The 13,941-nt window shown below is 55.0% G+C and carries 16 protein-coding genes; 10 read left to right on the forward strand and 6 right to left on the reverse strand.

Going from position 1 to position 13,941, the window contains the following annotated elements; all coding sequences use genetic code 11:
* Positions 1 to 127 precede the first annotated feature (127 nt).
* The 6 genes from rfaQ to coaD all read left to right on the forward strand — a co-directional run bounded on the left by rfaQ (position 128) and on the right by coaD (position 6,116).
* Complete coding sequence (gene rfaQ, locus Dpoa569_RS18705; RefSeq protein WP_042873448.1) at positions 128 to 1,228, forward strand: putative lipopolysaccharide heptosyltransferase III; 1,101 nt, start codon at positions 128 to 130, stop codon at positions 1,226 to 1,228.
* Between the two features lie 10 nt (positions 1,229 to 1,238).
* The gene (locus Dpoa569_RS18710; RefSeq protein WP_042873449.1) at positions 1,239 to 2,366 is read left to right on the forward strand and encodes a glycosyltransferase family 4 protein; all 1,128 of its coding nucleotides are present in this window, start codon (positions 1,239 to 1,241) and stop codon (positions 2,364 to 2,366) included.
* A 3-nt stretch (positions 2,367 to 2,369) separates the two neighbouring features.
* A complete protein-coding gene (locus tag Dpoa569_RS18715; protein WP_042873451.1) occupies positions 2,370 to 3,470 on the forward strand; it encodes a glycosyltransferase in 1,101 nt (366 codons plus the stop codon).
* 108 nt (positions 3,471 to 3,578) lie between these two features.
* A complete protein-coding gene (gene waaA / locus Dpoa569_RS18720; RefSeq protein WP_042874120.1) occupies positions 3,579 to 4,856 on the forward strand; it encodes a lipid IV(A) 3-deoxy-D-manno-octulosonic acid transferase in 1,278 nt (425 codons plus the stop codon).
* Positions 4,856 to 5,647 carry a glycosyltransferase family 2 protein gene (locus Dpoa569_RS18725; protein WP_042873453.1) on the forward strand — a complete coding sequence of 264 codons (792 nt, stop codon included), beginning with the start codon at positions 4,856 to 4,858 and terminating at the stop codon, positions 5,645 to 5,647. The genes waaA and Dpoa569_RS18725 overlap by 1 nt, the downstream gene beginning before the upstream one ends.
* Complete coding sequence (gene coaD / locus Dpoa569_RS18730; protein ID WP_042873454.1) at positions 5,637 to 6,116, forward strand: pantetheine-phosphate adenylyltransferase; 480 nt, start codon at positions 5,637 to 5,639, stop codon at positions 6,114 to 6,116. Before Dpoa569_RS18725 ends, coaD begins: the two co-directional genes overlap by 11 nt.
* 38 nt (positions 6,117 to 6,154) lie before the next feature.
* Here the strand turns inward: coaD and mutM are convergent, their stop codons facing one another.
* The 4 genes from mutM to radC all read right to left on the reverse strand — a co-directional run bounded on the left by mutM (position 6,155) and on the right by radC (position 8,359).
* Positions 6,155 to 6,964 (reverse strand): bifunctional DNA-formamidopyrimidine glycosylase/DNA-(apurinic or apyrimidinic site) lyase, encoded by an 810-nt coding sequence (mutM, locus tag Dpoa569_RS18735; protein WP_146411648.1) that lies wholly within the window; start codon positions 6,962 to 6,964, stop codon positions 6,155 to 6,157.
* 75 nt (positions 6,965 to 7,039) lie between these two features.
* Positions 7,040 to 7,207: a 50S ribosomal protein L33 gene (gene rpmG / locus Dpoa569_RS18740; RefSeq protein WP_026738454.1), complete on the reverse strand. Its 168-nt coding sequence runs from the start codon at positions 7,205 to 7,207 to the stop codon at positions 7,040 to 7,042.
* An 11-nt stretch (positions 7,208 to 7,218) separates the two neighbouring features.
* Complete coding sequence (gene rpmB, locus Dpoa569_RS18745) at positions 7,219 to 7,455, reverse strand: 50S ribosomal protein L28 (RefSeq protein WP_012763801.1); 237 nt, start codon at positions 7,453 to 7,455, stop codon at positions 7,219 to 7,221.
* Positions 7,456 to 7,693: 238 nt separating this feature from the next.
* Positions 7,694 to 8,359: a RadC family protein gene (gene radC / locus Dpoa569_RS18750; RefSeq protein ID WP_042873458.1), complete on the reverse strand. Its 666-nt coding sequence runs from the start codon at positions 8,357 to 8,359 to the stop codon at positions 7,694 to 7,696.
* Positions 8,360 to 8,548: 189 nt separating this feature from the next.
* Here radC and coaBC point away from each other — a divergent pair, with 189 nt between their 5' ends.
* The 3 genes from coaBC to slmA all read left to right on the forward strand — a co-directional run bounded on the left by coaBC (position 8,549) and on the right by slmA (position 10,967).
* Positions 8,549 to 9,835 (forward strand): bifunctional phosphopantothenoylcysteine decarboxylase/phosphopantothenate--cysteine ligase CoaBC, encoded by a 1,287-nt coding sequence (coaBC, locus tag Dpoa569_RS18755; RefSeq protein ID WP_173024011.1) that lies wholly within the window; start codon positions 8,549 to 8,551, stop codon positions 9,833 to 9,835.
* Positions 9,804 to 10,262: a dUTP diphosphatase gene (gene dut, locus Dpoa569_RS18760; RefSeq protein WP_042873461.1), complete on the forward strand. Its 459-nt coding sequence runs from the start codon at positions 9,804 to 9,806 to the stop codon at positions 10,260 to 10,262. Before coaBC ends, dut begins: the two co-directional genes overlap by 32 nt.
* Before the next feature lie 108 nt (positions 10,263 to 10,370).
* The gene (slmA, locus tag Dpoa569_RS18765; protein WP_042873463.1) at positions 10,371 to 10,967 is read left to right on the forward strand and encodes a nucleoid occlusion factor SlmA; all 597 of its coding nucleotides are present in this window, start codon (positions 10,371 to 10,373) and stop codon (positions 10,965 to 10,967) included.
* 48 nt (positions 10,968 to 11,015) lie between these two features.
* Here the strand turns inward: slmA and pyrE are convergent, their stop codons facing one another.
* Both pyrE and rph read right to left on the reverse strand, forming a co-directional pair.
* Complete coding sequence (pyrE, locus tag Dpoa569_RS18770; protein ID WP_042873465.1) at positions 11,016 to 11,657, reverse strand: orotate phosphoribosyltransferase; 642 nt, start codon at positions 11,655 to 11,657, stop codon at positions 11,016 to 11,018.
* A gap of 111 nt (positions 11,658 to 11,768) precedes the next feature.
* Positions 11,769 to 12,485, reverse strand: a complete 717-nt coding sequence (gene rph, locus Dpoa569_RS18775; protein ID WP_042873467.1) for a ribonuclease PH — start codon at positions 12,483 to 12,485, stop codon at positions 11,769 to 11,771.
* Between the two features lie 444 nt (positions 12,486 to 12,929).
* On the opposite strand from rph, the gene dgcN reads away from it, so the two are divergent.
* Entirely contained in the window at positions 12,930 to 13,937 is a 1,008-nt protein-coding gene (gene dgcN / locus Dpoa569_RS18780) for an N-acetyltransferase DgcN (RefSeq protein ID WP_042873469.1), read from the forward strand.
* Positions 13,938 to 13,941 lie beyond the last annotated feature (4 nt).

The following is a 13,941-nucleotide window of genomic DNA, read 5'->3' on the forward strand; positions in this document are numbered from 1 at the left end:
TGGTGGTTCAGCAGCGATATAACTGTCGGTTGAATATGGCCTAAGACATCCGAACGACGAACAACAGTAGCCACCCATAAGGATGTCATTTAAAATCACGGCTTGCTTGTAATGAGAACCATCGCAGATGAATCATAACGTCGCAGCCAACGCGTTCCAGCGTATTTTACTGATTAAATTACGCCATCATGGTGACATGCTGCTGATTACTCCTGTTATCAATACGCTGAGCGAATGCTATCCCGAAGCCCAGATAGATGTTCTGATGTATCTGGAAACACAGGATATGCTGGTAGCCAATCCTCGCATCCATCGTCTGATAACGATTGATCGACAATGGAAGAAAGAAGGTGTCGCCGCACAGTTGCGCCATGAGTTTCGCCTGCTTAAGGATATAACGGCACAGGGTTATGACATCGTCGTCAATCTGGCCGATCAGTGGCGTAGCGCTCTGATTACGGGCCTGAGCCGGGCACCGATAAGACTGGGTTTCGGCTTTCCCAAACGCCAACATGTTTTCTGGCGCTATTGTCATACCCATCTGGTCGATACCCATCGCCATGCGACACAACATACCGTCGAACAAAACCTGTCCATTCTGGACCCACTGACGCTACCCGCAGTGAATACACAAGTTTCAATGTGTTATACCCCATCCGACTGGGAACTCTGTCAGAAAAAGCTACACCAGCAGCACATCGGTGAGCGCTATATCGTCATTCAACCTACGTCGCGCTGGTTCTTCAAATGCTGGAGCGAAGCGAAATGGGCAGAGGTGATTACTGCGCTGCATCAGGAGGGGTATAAGCTGGTGTTGACGTCAGGGCCAGACGCGTCAGAGCAGCAAATGGTAGCGGATATTCTGGCTCGTTCCCCCGCTGATGGCGTCATATCGTTATCCGGCCAGTTGACGCTGCGACAGTTAGCCTCCTTGATAGATCATGCTGTGTTGTTTCTGGGCGTAGATTCCGTCCCTATGCACATGGCGGCTGCACTGCAAACCCCGTGTATTGCGCTATTTGGCCCTTCCAAACTGACATTCTGGCACCCCTGGCAAGCTACCGGGGAGATTATCTGGGCAGGTCATTACGGCAAATTGCCTGATCCTGATGATATTGATACCCAAACCGATCAGCGTTATCTGGATCTGATTCCTGCAGACGATGTGATTGCCGCAGCTCGGAGGCAGTTATCTCGTGAAACAACATCAGTGAGACAACTAGTGTGAGACAAGTATTGTGACGCCATTACGTATCGCGATAGTGCGGCAAAAATATCGTCCTGACGGTGGGGCAGAACGGTTTATCGGGCGGGCGCTTGAGGCTCTGTCTACCGATAATCTGCAGCTCAACGTGATTACCCGCGAATGGCAGGGTGATAGAAAAGCCAACTGGCAATTGCACTTATGTAATCCGCGCTACTGGGGGCGTATCAACCGCGAGCGTAGCTTTGCCGGGGCAGCGCGAACGCTATGGCATCAGCAACGTTTCGATCTGGTTCAAAGTCATGAGCGTATCGCGGGTTGCGATATTTATCGTGCCGGTGATGGTGTTCATCGCCGCTGGTTACAACAACGAGCGCGACTGCTGCCAACGTGGCGCAGCAAACTTCTGTTCACAAATCGTTTCCATCGCTATGTGATGCAGGCAGAAACGGACATGTACCACAATCCGCAGCTCAAGGCCGTGATTTGCAATGCTGAAATGATAAAGCAGGAAATCATCGACGAATTTAGCCTGCCTGCCAGCAAAATCCATGTGATTTACAACGCCATCGACAGTACCGTGTTTCAGCCTGCCAGTTCGGCGCAGAGACAACACATTCGCGCCTCGCTGTCGCTGCCAGAGGATGGTTGCGTGCTGGTATTCGTCGGCTCAGGCTTTGAGCGCAAGGGGTTAGACGCGGCGATTCGGGCTATCGCCGCCACAAATCGCTATCTGATTGTCGTTGGGCAGGACAAAGCTGAACACAAATATCGCGCTCTCGCCACATCGTTAGGTTGCTTATCTCGTATCCGCTTTGTCGGTATGCAAAAGGACCCTCAACCTTACTATCACGCCGCCGATGGATTGCTGCTACCAACGCTGTACGATCCGTTTCCGAACGTCATTCTGGAAGCCATGGCGTGCGGGTTACCCGTAATCACCTCAACCACCTGCGGGGGTGCAGAATTTATCCTGCCAGAACATAACGGCTACATCTGCGATGCGCTGGATATCTCCGCGCTGACTGACGCCATCATGGCTTTGCCATCATCGGCTCCTGGCAGCGCCATGGCACAGGCCGCGCGTACCCGCATCCTTGACGCGTCACCACAAAAACTTTCGCGGCAGCTCATCTCGCTCTACCAAACCATACTGGAGTAATACATGAGGATCCTGATACTTATCGATGGCCTGCCTGGTGGCGGAGCGGAAAAAGTGGTATTGACGCTCGCCGAAGGATTTATTGCCGCGCAGCATCAGGTTTCGCTGTTCTCCTTGCGAGATGTACAGGCATATCCGCTGCCTTCAGGGTTAACGTATCAAACCATCATCGATACCTGTCGGACACCCTGGCGTAAATTGCGTGAACTACCGCGCCGTGCAGCGGCACTGGATGTTGCGATTCGTGAAGCGGAAGCCCGGCACGGACACTTTGATCTGGTGCTATCGAATCTGCATAAAACGGACCGTATCGTAGCTCAATGCGCGACCCTGAACCGCAGCAACATCTGGTTCTGCCTACACGGTATGTTTTCCCCTTCTTATCTTGGGCATCGACGCGGTTTTTCACGCTGGCTGAAACGTCAAAAGATTCAACGCATTTACCAACGGCGCAATCTGATTGGCGTATCCCAGGCAGTACTGGACGACATGATGCAGTCTTTTCACGTCATGCCCAATCGCGCCGAGGTTATCAATAACCCATTTGATTTTGACCGCATTGCTGCGCTGGCCGCTCAGCCTTGCGAATTGGCGGGTCAGGAATACCTTATTCATGTCGGACGTCTGCACCCACACAAACGCCATGATCGTTTGCTTCGAGCCTATGCGCTAAGCGGCATTACGCTGCCGTTACTCTTGTTGGGCAAAGGGTCCGATGGATATACGCAGCAGCTCAAGCAGCTCGCTGAAGAACTCAACATCGCCAATCGGGTCATTTTTCACGGTTTTTGCGAAAATCCTTACCCGTATATTCGCCACGCACGCCTGCTGGTACTCAGCTCCGACAGTGAAGGATTTGGCAACGTTTTGGTAGAAAGCTTGTTCTGCGGAACACCGGTTGTCAGCACCCGCTGTCCAGGCGGGCCGGAGGAAATTCTGACAGGCGATCTGGCCCGCGGCCTGTCCGATCTGAATGAGCCCGCGTTGGCTGATACGATGATATCCGTGTTGCAATCACCGCCGTCGATTGATCCCGAACAGCTCGCACGCTACCGCCTTGAGACAATCTGCGAGCGCTATCTGGCATTGGCAAAGCCACATTGATTCTGAATCAGAGCGGGAAGGCCATAGTCTGCCTCCAGTTACGCTACACCCCGTTGACGATAAGAAAGCAATACATCATTCCCTATTACGAATACAATACCGATGAATATGTTACAAAAGCTGTATACCTTTCTGTTTTACATCATCCAGCCGCTTATCTGGCTGCGTCTTTGGCTTCGGGGCCGAAAAATCCCTGCGTACCGCAAACGTTGGGGTGAACGTTATGGTTTCTACAAAGATCAGGTAAAACCGGAAGGCATACTGCTGCACTCCGTCTCTGTCGGAGAGACGCTGGCCGCAGTACCGTTGGTTCGCGCTTTGCGCCACCGTTACCCGTCGCTGCCGATTACCGTCACCACCATGACGCCGACCGGCTCTGAGCGCGCGTTATCCGCATTCGGCAAAGATGTCTACCACGTCTACCTGCCGTACGATCTGCCCGGTGCGATGGCGCGCTTTCTTGATCATGTGCAGCCGCGTCTGGTGATCATCATGGAAACCGAGTTGTGGCCTAACCTCATCACCGCACTGCACCAGCGAGAAATCCCACTCGTCATTGCCAACGCACGTTTGTCTGAACGCTCCGCTAACGGTTATCGCAAACTCGGCCACTTTATGCGCACGCTGCTGCGTCGCATTACCCTTATCGCGGTGCAAAATGCGGAAGACGGCGAGCGCTTTATCAATCTGGGGCTGAAACGCAGCCAGTTGAATGTCACCGGCAGCCTGAAATTCGACATTTCTGTCACGCCGGAGCTGGCTGCACGCGCCGTAACATTGCGTCGTCAATGGGCGTCTCTGCGCCCGGTGTGGATTGCTGCCAGCACCCACGACGGCGAAGAAAAGATCATTGTCGATGCTCATATTGAATTGCTAAAAGCGTTTCCCACTCTGTTGCTGATTCTGGTACCGCGTCACCCTGACCGCTTTGACGACGCCAAAGCCATCGTCCGCAAAGCGGGATTGGAATATACCCTGCGCAGTGCGGGTAGTATTCCTCCTGCCTCGTCCCATGTCGTGATTGGCGATACCATGGGCGAATTAATGCTGCTATACGGCATTGCCGATCTGGCATTTGTCGGCGGTAGCCTGATTGAACGGGGCGGTCATAACCCGCTGGAGCCAGCCGCACATGCCATCCCGGTGTTGATGGGACCACATACCTTTAATTTCAAGGACATCTGTGCCCGTCTGCAGGAATCCGACGGGTTGATCACCGTGCAGGATACCGCTTCACTAGTGAAACAGGTCACGACGCTGCTGTCAGACGATGACTATCGCCGCTACCATGGTCGCCATGCCGTGGACGTACTGCATAAAAATCAGGGTGCGCTGCAAAGCTTGCTGACCTTGCTTGAGCCATACCTGCCGCCACGGAGCCAGTAATGAACCGGAAACGCTTATCCGTTGTGATTATCAGCCATAACGCGGCAGAACTGCTGCCCGATTGTCTGACGTCGGTTAACTGGGCCGATGAAATTATCGTGCTGGACTCCGGCAGCAGCGACGACACGCTGGATATCGCCCGTCGTCATGGCGCACAGGTCCATCAGAACACTGACTGGCCCGGCTTTGGCAAACAGCGCCAACTGGCACAGCAGTACGCCAACGGTGATTACATCTTCATGATTGATACCGACGAGCGGGTGACGCCAGCGCTACGGCAATCCATCGAGACGACGCTCGCCGCCCCTGAAAGCGATGCCGTCTACCGCTGCGCCCGCCGCAATCTGTTTCTGGGGCGCTTCATGCGCCACAGCGGCTGGTATCCCGATGAAGTCATTCGCCTCTATCCCAGACAATACCGTTACAACAATAACGCCGTACACGAATCCCTCGACTATGGCGCAGCCAGGGTGATATCGCTGTGCGGCGACCTGAAGCACCTCACCTGTCGAGACTTGTTCAGCTTTCAGAAAAAACAGCTCGCTTACGCACAAAGCTGGGCCAACGAGCGTTTCCTGCAGGGCAAGCGCTGCGGTTTCAGCGCTATCGTGTTGCATACGTTGGGGGCGTTCGTCAAAACCTGGCTAATACGCGCCGGTTTCCTCGACGGTAAGCAGGGGTTGCTGCTGGCTATCGTGAATGCGCAGTACACGTTTAACAAATATACTGGATTATGGGCCTTGAATAACCAGCGAGACACTCGTCAGGAACACCAGCACCATGAAGACTAGAGCTATCTACCCCGGCACCTTTGACCCAATGACTAACGGTCATTTGGATCTGCTGACGCGCGCGACACGTATGTTTGACCACCTGATTCTGGCCATTGCCGCCAGTCCCAGCAAAAACACGCTGTTTACGCTGGAAGAACGGGTGGCGCTGGCGAAAGAAGCCACGCAGCACCTGTCGAACGTCGAGGTGGTTGGTTTTACCGATCTGATGGCCAATTTCGCCCAGCAGCGTCAGGCGACGATTCTGGTGCGAGGGCTACGCGCCGTATCTGATTTCGAATACGAACTGCAACTGGCCAAAATGAATCACCATCTGATGCCAACACTGGAAAGCGTATTCCTGATGCCATCTGAGCAGTGGTCGTTCATTTCATCGTCGCTGGTGAAAGAAGTCGCCCGTCACGGCGGCGATGTGTCGCACTTTCTGCCCTTCCCCGTCGCCACCGCGTTACTGAAAAAATTAAGCTGACAGCAGCGTAGTCTTAACTTTTCAGGAAAAAATGGCGTTTAACGCTGGCAACGTTTGCAGAAAAAGGTGCTGCGCTGGCCCTGCTTAATACTCTCAATCGCGGTGCCGCAATGGCGACAGGGTTCGCCGCTGCGGCCATAAACCTGCAATTCCTGCGCGAAATAACCCGGTTTACCGTCAGATTGCAGGAAATCACGCAGCGTAGTGCCGCCCTGCTCAATGGAACGCTGCAATACCTGTTTGATGGTGTGTACTAACTGGTTGGCTTCGGCCTCAGACAACGCCCCCGCTGGCCGCTCCGGCAGAATGCCGGCGCTGAACAACGATTCACTGGCGTAGATATTGCCGACCCCCACTACCAGCTTGTTGTCCATGATCCACTGCTTAACCGGCGTCTTACGGCCACGGGATTGGGCAAACAGATAATCGCCGGAAAAATCATCGCTCAGCGGTTCTGGCCCCAGATGCGCCAGCACCGAACTGGCCGCCGGGTCATCACACCATAACCAGGCGCCGAAACGGCGTGGATCGGTATAACGCAGCACCTTGCCGCTATCCATCACCAGATCGACATGGTCGTGCTTATCCGGCTCGCGGTATTCCGGCAACACCCGCAGGCTGCCGGACATCCCCAGATGGATGATTATCCAGCCGGTCGGCAACTCAATCAGCAGATATTTAGCACGCCGCTGCACACTCAGCACAGGCGTATCGCTCAGCGACAGAATTTCAGGAGAAACAGGCCAGCGCAGACGTGCATTACGTACCTCCGCATACAAAATGGTATGGCCGACCAACCAAGGCGAAATCCCCCGGCGACTGGTTTCCACTTCGGGTAACTCTGGCATGTCTCCTCCTGCGAACTGTCCGGCTGAAGGGATAAAAAAACCCGGCCAAAGCCGGGTTTTTCAGATCCACTAAAATTACTTGATTTTAGCTTCTTTGTAGATAACGTGCTGACGAACAACTGGATCGAATTTTTTCAGTTCCAGTTTTTCCGGCTTAGTACGTTTGTTCTTCGTAGTGGTATAGTAGTGACCAGTACCAGCAGAAGAAACCAGCTTGATCTTCTCGCGAACACCTTTAGCCATGATTCAGTTCCTTAATACTTTTCACCACGGGCACGCAGATCGGCCAGAACCGCTTCGATACCCTTTTTATCGATAACACGCATACCTTTAGCAGATACGCGCAGCGTTACAAAACGCTTCTCACCTTCAACCCAAAAACGATGGGAGTGCAGGTTTGGCAGAAAACGGCGTTTAGTCGCATTCATTGCGTGGGAACGGTTATTACCGGTCACCGGACGCTTGCCAGTAACTTGGCAGACTCGGGACATGTCTATTCTCCAAAAATCAAATCAGCTCGAGCTTCGTAGAGGGTGTTGGCCGCCTCGTCAGGCTCTAGAGCCCATCTCAGCAACTTCACTGAAAAGACTCTGTCATCAGGATAAACCTGCTGAGATAGGCTCTTAACGCCACACCCAAGATTCTCAAAGGTGGCGTAGTATACGCTCTGAAGCGTATGCGCTCAAGTCCCGAACAACTAAAGATCCCTCAGGATCGCGGAAATATCTTTCAAATCCACCCCCGCTCGGCAAAAGAAACGTACTCGCCACGCCCGATGACCAGGTGGTCAAGCACCCGGATATCCAGCAATTGGCAGGCCTGAACGATTTTTCCGGTGATGGAACGGTCCGCCTGACTAGGCTCCGCACGCCCCGACGGATGGTTATGCGCCAAAATCAGCGCAGCGGCGTTGGTTTTGAGCGCTTCACGCACAATCTCGCGGGGATGCACCTCCACGCGGTTGATAGTGCCGGCAAACATCTCCTGATGACGAATCACCCGATGCTGGTTATCCAGAAACATCACCAGAAAAACTTCCCGCTCCTGATGCGCCAGCAGCAAGTGCAGATACTGCTGCGTCATCTCAGGATTAAGCATGGCATCCTCCCGCGCCAGATGAGAGGAAAACAACCGGCGGGCCAGCTCCGTCACCGCCTGTAACTGCGTATATTTAGAGATCCCCACGCCCCGTGCGGTACAGAAAGTGTCTTTGTCCGCCGTCATTAACTGATACAACGATCCGAACTGCGCCAGCAGACTTTCCGCCAGTTGCATCACATGTGTACCCGCAACGCCGGTGCGCAAAAAGATCGCCAGCAGTTCCGCATCACTCAACGCTCCAGCACCCAACGCCATCAATTTTTCACGTGGCGCATCTCCGCCATTCCATGTCATGACCGTTCTCCTTCCCAAACGCTGGCTTATCATCCCATGTGCGTGTCAGAGGAACGATGAGCCGATTTATAGGTTGCGAAACGCTTCGCAGTTTTCTCTGTAGCGGGAAATGCGATACCTAAGATTCTTCGACCTGTCCCCGCTTATGCTAAAATGCGATCCCTTTTCGGCTGACAAACGGATATAACGATGACAGATTCCTCTGGTCTGCACGGGCTTTCCGGCGCTTCGCTTGCGGGAAAACATCTTGTGGGAAAACATCTTGCGGGAAAACATATTGTACTGGGCATCAGCGGCGGTATTGCCGCGTATAAGTGCCCGGAACTGGTGCGACGCCTGCGCGACAGAGGCGCTGAAGTGCGCGTGGTAATGACGCCAGCTGCCGGCGCGTTTATCACTCCGTTGACGCTGCAGGCGGTATCCGGTCATCCGGTCTCGAATGATCTGCTTGATCCCGCCGCCGAGGCCGCTATGGGCCACATTGAGCTGGGAAAATGGGCGGACTTGGTGATTCTGGCACCTGCGTCAGCGGATCTGATCGCCCGGCTGGCGGCTGGCATGGCTAACGACCTGCTGACCACCGTCTGTCTGGCGACAGCGGCACCGATAGCCATCGCGCCGGCCATGAACCAGCAGATGTACCGCGCTGCCGCGACACAGCACAATCTGGGCGTACTGGCTGCCCGTGGCGCGTTGATTTGGGGTCCGGACAGCGGCAGCCAGGCTTGTGGCGATGTCGGCCCAGGCCGAATGATTGATCCGCTGATGATGGTTGCAAACGCCAGCACGCACTTCGCCCATGTCAATGATTTGCAACACCTGAATGTTATGGTAACGGCAGGACCAACGCGTGAAGCATTGGACCCGGTGCGTTTCATCAGCAACCACAGTTCCGGGAAAATGGGGTTTGCCATCGCCGCCGCCGCCGCCGCACGGGGGGCGCAGGTGACGTTAATCGCAGGACCGGTTAATTTGCCGACACCGGATAACGTCACCCGTATTGATGTTATCAGCGCGCAAGACATGCATCAGGCGGTCATGGCGCACGCCGCTCAGCAGCAGATTGTCATCGGGTGTGCCGCCGTGGCGGACTACCGGGCGCAGGTAATTGCCGATGAAAAGATCAAAAAGCAGGGTGATGAAATCAGTGTCACTCTGGTCAAAAATCCGGATATCATCGCCGATGTGGCTGCCATGAGCGAAAATCGGCCTTATGTTGTCGGGTTTGCCGCCGAAACCAGTAATGTGGAAGAATACGCTCGCCAGAAGCTGGCCCGCAAACAGTTGGACCTGATTTGCGCGAATGATGTATCCCTTTCCGATCAGGGGTTTAACTCGGAAAATAATGCATTACACCTTTTCTGGTCAGGTGGAGACAAACGTCTGCCGCACGGCAGCAAACACCTGTTGGGCCAACAGTTAATTGACGAGATTGTCAGCCGTTATGATGAAAAAAATCGACGTAAAGATTCTTGATGCGCGTATCGGGCAGCAGTTCCCGCTGCCGACCTATGCAACGCCGGGTTCTGCCGGGCTGGATTTGCGCGCTTGTCTGGACAGCGCGATAGAACTGGCGGCGGGTGAAACCACGCTGGTGCCGACCGGTCTGGCTATCCACATCGCCGACCCGTCGCTGGCAGCCGTGATCCTGCCCCGCTCCGGTCTTGGTCACAAACACGGTGTGGTGCTGGGTAATCTGGTGGGGTTGATCGATTCCGACTATCAGGGGCAGTTGATGGTGTCGGTATGGAACCGCGGTAGCCAGTCTTTCACTATCGAACCCGGTGAACGCATTGCCCAGATGGTATTTGTGCCGGTGGTGCAGGCCGAGTTTAATCTGGTTAACGATTTCGTCGGCAGCGAACGGGGAGACGGTGGTTTCGGCCATTCCGGTCGCCACTGATACGCCCTATCCTTGCCTCCCAGGAAAACAATAAAGCCACAGCGTGAATGCGACTGTGGCGCTACCTGGTGTTTGTCCGTCACATTTTTATCAAGGGCCTTTTCTGACATGGCAGAGAAAGAAAATACGAAAAGGAATCGTCGCGAGGAAATTCTGCAGGCTCTGGCGCAGATGCTGGAATCCAGCGACGGCAGTCAACGCATCACCACCGCCAAGCTGGCCGCCACCGTCGGCGTTTCAGAAGCCGCGCTTTATCGGCATTTTCCCAGCAAAACGCGGATGTTTGACAGCCTGATCGAATTTATTGAAGACAGCCTGACCACCCGCATCAACCTGATTCTGCAGGATGAAAAAGACACCTTTAACCGGCTGCGACTGATTTTGTTGCTGATTCTCGGCTTTGCGGAGAAAAATCCCGGTTTAACGCGCATTATCACCGGCCATGCGCTGATGTTCGAACAGGACCGCTTGCAAGGCCGCATAAACCAGTTGTTTGACCGCATCGAATCTCAACTGCGTCAGGTACTGCGCGAACACAAACTACGCGGCGGCGCAGCGTTCCGCCATGACGAAACGCTGCTGGCCAGCCAGTTGCTGGCGTACTGCGAGGGCATACTCTCGCGCTTTATCCGCTCAGAGTTCCGCACCCTGCCCACACAGGACTTCGATATCCGCTGGCCGCTGCTGGCCGCCCAGCTTCAGTAAACGCACTGCGTGGCAAATCGCCACGCCGCTTACTCCACGCCTTGCATGTTACACGCCGAATTGTGCGCGATAGGCCTGCACCGCGTCCAGATGCGCGGCCATTTCCGGCTTCTCCGCCAACCAGGCAATCAGATCGCCCAGCGTGATAATCGACGTCACGTTGCACTGGTAATCACGCTCCACTTCCTGAATCGCAGACAATTCACCACGACCGCGCTCCTGTCTGTCCAGTGCTATCAGCACGCCCGCAAGCGTTGCGCCCTGTGCAGCAATGATCTCCATCGACTCACGAATGGCGGTTCCGGCGGTAATCACATCGTCCACCAGCATGATGCGGCCTTTCAGCGGACTACCGACCAGACTGCCGCCTTCGCCATGATCCTTGGCCTCTTTACGGTTAAAGCAGTAGGGCACATCACGGTCATGGTGCTCCGCCAACGCCACCGCGGTGGTGGTGGCAATCGGAATTCCCTTGTAGGCAGGGCCGAACAATACGTCGAATTCGACATCGGCATCCATCAAAGCCTCGGCATAAAAGCGCCCCAGCAACGCCAGATCGCGCCCGGTATTAAATAACCCGGCATTGAAGAAATAGGGACTGATGCGCCCGGATTTCAGGGTAAATTCGCCGAATTTCAACACCTGTTTGCTGAGTGCGAATTCGATAAACTGGCGCTGGTAGGCTTTCATGGCTCCCTCTCCTGTAACGACGCCGGAAGGCAGGATAACGTCCGCCTTCCTGACGACATAGCATAAAAAATGATGGCATAAAAAAGCGACCACCGGGGTCGCTTTGAAAAATCAGTTAGCCAGCACGGCCTTCTGCGCATTGACAATATCGCCGATGCCCTGACGCGCCAGCGCCAGTAACGATAACAACTCGTCGTGGCTGAATGGTTCGCCCTCGGCAGTGCCCTGCACCTCAATGATGCGGCCATCTTCGGTCATCACCACATTCATGTCGGTTTCTGCGGCGGAGTCTTCCACGTATTCCAGGTCGCACACCGCTTCGCCATTGACAATCCCGACCGATACCGCCGCCACCATGCCTTTCAGCGGACTGGCTTTCAGCTTGCCGCTGGCCACCATGCCATTTAACGCATCGGCCAGCGCTACACAGGCGCCGGTGATGGATGCGGTGCGGGTGCCGCCATCGGCCTGCAACACATCGCAATCCAGCGTAATGGTGTATTCACCCAGCTTGTTCAGGTCCACGGCGGCGCGCAGCGAACGGGCGATCAGACGCTGGATTTCCAGCGTGCGGCCCCCCTGCTTGCCTTTCGCCGCTTCGCGGGCATTACGGCTATGGGTAGAACGCGGCAGCATACCGTATTCAGCGGTAATCCAGCCTTGTCCCTGGCCTTTCAGAAAACGCGGTACCCCTTCTTCCACTGTGGCGTTGCACAACACCTTGGTATCGCCAAACTCCACCAGCACCGATCCTTCAGCATGTTTGGTGTAATGACGGGTTAATGTGAGAGGGCGAATTTGCTGGGCACTTCGGCCTGTTGGGCGCATGGATCGTCTCCGGGCAGGTTCATTAAACTGGCGCGCATTATACGGTCTTCCCCCTGCCCTGCCTACCCGCCCGTCACGATTAAAACTTCATCACTTTTTCCGGCAGCGTCGCGGCGGTAACGCCGCCCTTCCTGATTTTCAGACACGTAACACCCGACGCGCCAGGTGGCGATACGGCTGATGGCCTTTTAAACACGGCCACCGTCGGGCTTTTCCGTCAATACAAAAGATTTTGATCTGACTGCTGCGACATAACCCACCGGTATACCCTTCGCCTGTTTTTCATAAATAACCATTAAATAACAATATATTAGAAAAACAAAACCCATACCCTAAAGTTATACCCTACCCATAAACAAGCATTCGTCAGGAAAAAATCATCGTGGAATAGTCTTAGACATCGCTTTTTATGCAACCACTCTGCAACCACCGGATAAAAACATCATGCTGATTCCACAACCTTACCTGCTTTTTCTTGGCGACGTGACCGATCCACTGGCGGTGAAAACGGCACGCGGCATTCACACCTGGCGCCCCGAACAGTGCGTAGGGCAGTTGCGTCTACCGGGCAGCACGGTGTCGTTAGGGCTTGATGATCTGGATATTCCGGCTGCCACGGCGCGTGGCGCCAAAACGCTGGTGCTGGGCACCGCCAATGCCGGTGGTTTCCTGCCGCCACACTGGCTGGATACCGTGCGCGCCGCCATCGAAGCCGGCATGAACGTCGCCAACGGTTTGCACCAGAGGCTGACAGACGTGCCCGGATTACAGGCGCTGGCGGAACAACATCAGGTACAACTGTTCGATATTCGGCATATGCGCCCGGAACTGACCGTCGGCAGCGGCAAGAAGCGCAGCGGTAAACGTGTACTGACCGTCGGCACCGACTGCTCGGTTGGCAAAATGTACACCTCGCTGGCGCTGGAAGCCGCTATGCGTGCGCAGGGGATGAAGGCGGATTTCCGTGCCACCGGTCAAACCGGGGTGCTGGTTGCAGGCGACGGCATCGCCATTGACGCGGTGATCGCCGATTTTATCGCCGGTGCGGCGGAAGCGCTGTCACCCGCCAACGACGACGACCATTGGGATATCGTTGAAGGTCAAGGGTCGCTGTTTCACCCGTCCTACGCCGGGGTAACCACCGGTCTTATCCACGGTGCCCAGCCGCACTGGCTGGTGATGTGCCACGAAATGGGACGTCCGCACATGCGTCACCTGCCCCATCAACCGATGGTGGAACTGGATGAGTGTGTGGACGCCTGCCTGCGTGCCGCCCGCGTCACCAACCCGGATGTGCAACTGGCCGGTTTCGCCATCAACACCTCCAACTATGGCGAACAGGCAGCGCGTGATTACTGTCGTGGACTGAGCGAGCGCTTCGGCGTTCCCGCAACCGATCCGATCCGCTTCGGTATCGATGAGATTGCGACGCTGCTGAAAACCCAGGGATAACCCG

This window comes from Dickeya poaceiphila (genome assembly GCF_007858975.2).
GTDB classification, from domain to species: domain Bacteria; phylum Pseudomonadota; class Gammaproteobacteria; order Enterobacterales; family Enterobacteriaceae; genus Dickeya; species Dickeya poaceiphila.